The sequence below is a fragment of the Cobetia sp. genome (genome assembly GCF_983723665.1).
The window spans coordinates 20,647-24,799 of record NZ_CFDJES010000022.1; the positions used below are offsets into that span (position 1 = coordinate 20,647).

Annotated in this window: 3 protein-coding genes and 1 pseudogene; all 4 read left to right on the forward strand. The window is 67.2% G+C overall.

What is annotated here, in order from left to right:
• Window positions 1–507: pseudogene (locus AC4FAH_RS04015) on the forward strand (pyridine nucleotide-disulfide oxidoreductase); the annotation flags it as partial.
• 67 nt (window positions 508–574) lie between these two features.
• Entirely contained in the window at window positions 575–1,858 is a 1,284-nt protein-coding gene (locus tag AC4FAH_RS04020; RefSeq protein ID WP_490245664.1) for an ABC transporter substrate-binding protein, read from the forward strand.
• Window positions 1,834–3,597 (forward strand): ABC transporter permease, encoded by a 1,764-nt coding sequence (locus tag AC4FAH_RS04025; protein ID WP_490245665.1) that lies wholly within the window; start codon window positions 1,834–1,836, stop codon window positions 3,595–3,597. Before AC4FAH_RS04020 ends, AC4FAH_RS04025 begins: the two co-directional genes overlap by 25 nt.
• 59 nt (window positions 3,598–3,656) lie before the next feature.
• A partial coding sequence (locus tag AC4FAH_RS04030; protein WP_490245666.1) for a CDP-alcohol phosphatidyltransferase family protein occupies window positions 3,657–4,153 on the forward strand: 497 nt, incomplete at its 3' end.

A 4,153-nucleotide genomic window follows, 5' to 3' on the forward strand; every position in this document is an offset into this window, starting at 1 on the left:
CTGAAGACCTTCAAGGTCGACTACCGTATCATGCCGATGGTCACCTACACCGAGCCGGAAGTGGCACGTGTCGGCCTCAACGAGACTGAAGCCAAGGCGCAGGGCTATGACTATGAAGTGACCCATTACGCGATGGGCGAGAGCGATCGCGCGCTGGCCGAGCGAGCGACCGAAGGCTTCGTCAAGGTGCTCACCGAGAAGGGGCGTGATCGCATCCTCGGCGTGACGCTGGTCGGTGCCTCGGCAGGGGAGTGGCTGGCCGAATTCACCATGGCGATGAAGCATGGCATCGGTCTCAACAAGATCCTGTCCACCATCCATCCGTATCCGACGCTGTCCGAGGCCAACAAGGCCGCGGCGGGCATGTGGAAGAATGCCCACAAGCCGGAAGGCGTGCTCAAGGTGCTCGACCGTTACTTCACCTGGCGCCGCAACGGCCGCTTCGAGCCGACCAAGACCCTCAAGGCAAATGCTGCCGAGCGGACTGTGGCTGTCGAAAAACAGTAATCGCTGAATCATGCCGCGGGCCTGCAGGTGCAGGGTCGCGGCATTTTTCCATCAGGAGAAGCCCTTCATGAAGACGAATCATCTGGCGGGTCGCCGTCGTGCCCTGGCGCTGATGGGCGGCTCGCTGGTCTTGCTGGCCGGCGTCACTACCAGTCCCTGGGCCGCTTCTCTGGCGTATGCCGCAGACGCGCAGGCCGGGCGCGCGACCCCTGAGCTCGCCTCGCTCGAGTGGCAGGTGATCGCCGAGCGCGCGCGCGGTCAACGCATCGACTTTCATGCCTGGGGCGGCAGTGAGGCGACCAACGCCTATCTGCGCGCCCAGGCCGAGACGGCGGCGGCGCGGCATGGCATCGAGGTGCGCCACGTCAAGATCGCCGATACCGCCGAGAGCGTCTCGACCCTGCTGGCCGAGAAGGCGGCCGGGCGCCGCGACGGCAGCATCGATGTGATCTGGATCAACGGCGAGAACTTCCGTGCGCTCAAGCAGGCCGAGCTGGTGTGGGGGCCCTTCGTCGAGCATCTGCCCAACAGCGACTATCTGCTCGAGGAGATCGGTGCGCGCGATTTCGGACTCGCCACCGATGGTCTGGAGGCGCCCTGGGGGCGTGCGCAGCTGATCTTCATGTATGACACTGCACTGCTGGAATCGCCGCCGCGCTCGATGCAGGCGCTGCTGGAGGTGGCCAGAGAGCATCCCGGGCGCGTGACCTATCCGCAGCCGCCCAGCTTCCACGGCACCACCTTCCTCAAGCAGGCCTTGATTGAATTGATGCCAGTGGAGCAGCGCGAGGTGCTGGCATCTCCCGTGGCGAGTGATGCTCAGTTCGCTGAGGTGACCGCACCGCTGTGGGACTATCTCGATGCGCTGCATCCTTTGATGTGGGCGCAGGGCGAGCGTCAGCCAGCCGGTGCCGAAGAGCAGATGAAGTTGCTGGCTCAGCGCAGCGTGTGGATCGCGCTGACCTTCGTGCCCCAGGAAGTGGCCAACGCCCGTCAGGAAGGGCGGCTGCCACCGACCATCGAGCCGTATATCCATGACGGCGGCACTCTCGGCAATGTGCACTATCTGGCGATTCCGGCCAGTGCACCGCACAAGGCCGCAGCATTGGTGTGGATCAATCAGTTGATGTCCGCCGAGGCCCAGGCTGCCAAGGCCGACCCCTCACGCTGGGGCGATGACACGGTGCTGGATGTCGCCCGCCTGCCGCCGCAAGAGCGCGCCGCCTTCGAGGCCTTGCCGCAGCTGCCCGGCAGCATGTCGCCCGAGGCGTTGGGCACTCCGCTCAGCGAGCCACACCCGAGCTGGACCGATGCGTTGGAGGCCGAGTGGGCGCGACGCTATCGCAATTGACGCAATGGGTCGCTGACCGCTGGCGTGTCGCCCCCGCCACTGGTCATGCACCGCTGACGCCCGCCCGTGTGCTGCGCTGGGGCGTCTTGCTGTTGCTGCTCGGCCCGACGGCGCTGGGGCTGGCTGGACTGGTCGCGCCGGCCTTCGGGCTGTGGCCGACGCTGGGCTTCGAGCAAGTCTCGGCGGTCGCCTGGCAACGCTGGTGGGCCTTGCCCGGGCTGGCGGAGGGCTTTCGACTGACGCTGGTCAGTGGCCTCGGCGGTACGCTGCTGGCGGTGCTGCTGACCATGGGGTGGGTCTCGGCGGCGGCCGGGACTCGCTTCGGCGAGCGCATGGAGCGCCTGCTGGCCCCGATACTGGCGATGCCGCATCTGGCGCTGGCGCTGGGGCTGCTGTGGCTGGCCGCCCCGAGTGGCGTGCTGATGCGCCTGCTGCTGGCGCCCTTCGAGGTGCTGGTACCGCCGCAGTATCCGCTGCCGGATGCCCACGGCATCTCGCTGGCGGTCGGTCTGGCGCTCAAGGAGGCGCCATTCTTGATGCTGATGGCGCAGACGGCGCTGTCACGCCTGCCGGTCACGGCGCAGCTGCAGGCAGGCCAGGCACTCGGCTACAGCATCCCACAGCTGCGCTGGCGCATTCTGATGCCACAGGTGATGCGCGCCATCGCCTTGCCCATCGGCGCGGTGCTAGCCTACTCGCTGGCGGTGGTGGATGTGGCGCAGGTGCTGGGCCCGACGCGTACGCCGACGCTGGCGGTGCGCCTGATCGAGCTGTGGCGCGACAGTGACCCGACGGCGCGCCTGCCGGCGAGTGTCGGCGCCCTGATGCTGGCCCTGCTGGTGATCGGGATGATGGCGCTTGGCGCGGCGCTGGGGCGTGCTCTGCTCACCTGGCATCGCGACTGGGCACTGAGCCATCACCCGGCGCGTGCAAGCCGGCTGGCGCTGGCGAGTGAAGCCCTGTTCGGGCGTGTCGCGCGCGGAGTGCTGGGCGTGGTCACGCTGATCTCATTGCTCGCCTTCGTGGTGATCGGCGTGCAATCGGTGGCCAGAAGCTGGTTCTTCCCTGCGCTGTTGCCGTCTCGCTGGGGCTGGGAGAGTTGGCACCAGGCCCTCGCTGGCCTGGGGGATGCCTTCAGCAACAGCCTGCGGCTGGCACTGCTGGTGGCGACGCTGGCCGTCATCCTCAGCGTGGCGGTGTTCGAGCGTGAACGGGAAAGTGGCCGCCTGCGCGGCTTCGTGGTTTGCCTCTATCTGCCATTGCTGCTGCCGCAGGCCAGCTTCCTGTTCGGTTTTCAGGTCGGCTGGTTGAGCCTGGGGGCCAGCCCCGGTTGGGCGGGAGTGGTGATCGGCCATCTGCTGTTCGCCCTGCCTTACGCCTGGCTGACGCTGGCCGGCCCCTGGGCACGCTTCGATACCCGACTCGAGCAGGCGGCACGCCTGCTGGGGCGTTCACGGCTCGAGGTGCTGATCGGTATCCGCCTGCGCCTGATGCTCAGGCCGCTGGCCATCAGCTGGGCAGTGGCCTTCGCGGTCAGTATCGCGCAGTACGTGCCGACGGTGGTGCTGGGCGGCGGGCGTGTCCCGACCCTGACCACCGAAACCCTAGCGCTGGCGACGGGGGCCGACCCGCGCCTGACCGCGGTGGCCGCCTGCCTGCAGGCCTGTCTGCCGCTGGTGGTCTACCTGCTGGCGCGTGCGGTACCTGCCGGGCGCTCGGTCTCGCCGACGCGCGGCTGAGCGCCTGTCAGGTGCTGGAATGACGATGACCTCAACGACTTCATGGGAGTAGATGCAACATGCTGGACAAGTGGACCTCACGCTGGGTACAGCCGCCTCTGAAACGTCTTGCGAAAAGTGCGGCGGCGCGCGGTCTGCATCCGGATCAGCTGACCCTCGCGGGCTTCGCCATCGGCATGCTGGCGTTGCCGTTGCTGGCTTATGGGCATTTCGGGTTCGCGCTGGTCGCGATCCTGATCAATCGGGTGGTGGACGGGCTGGATGGCGCGCTGGCGCGGCATGCCGGCCTGAGCTCCGATGCCGGTGGCTTTCTGGACATCTGTCTCGATTTCCTGTTCTACGCCGCCGTGGTGGTGGGCTTCGCCCTGGCAGACCCTGGTGCCAATGCGATGGCGGCGGTGGCGCTGCTGTTCGCCTTCGTCGGCACGGGCTCGAGCTTTCTGGCCTTTGCCATCATGGCGGCCAAGCATCAGCTGGAGCGGCCCAATTTCACGCGCAAGGCCTTCTATTATCTGGATGGCCTGACCGAGGGCACCGAGACCATCGCCTTCTTCGT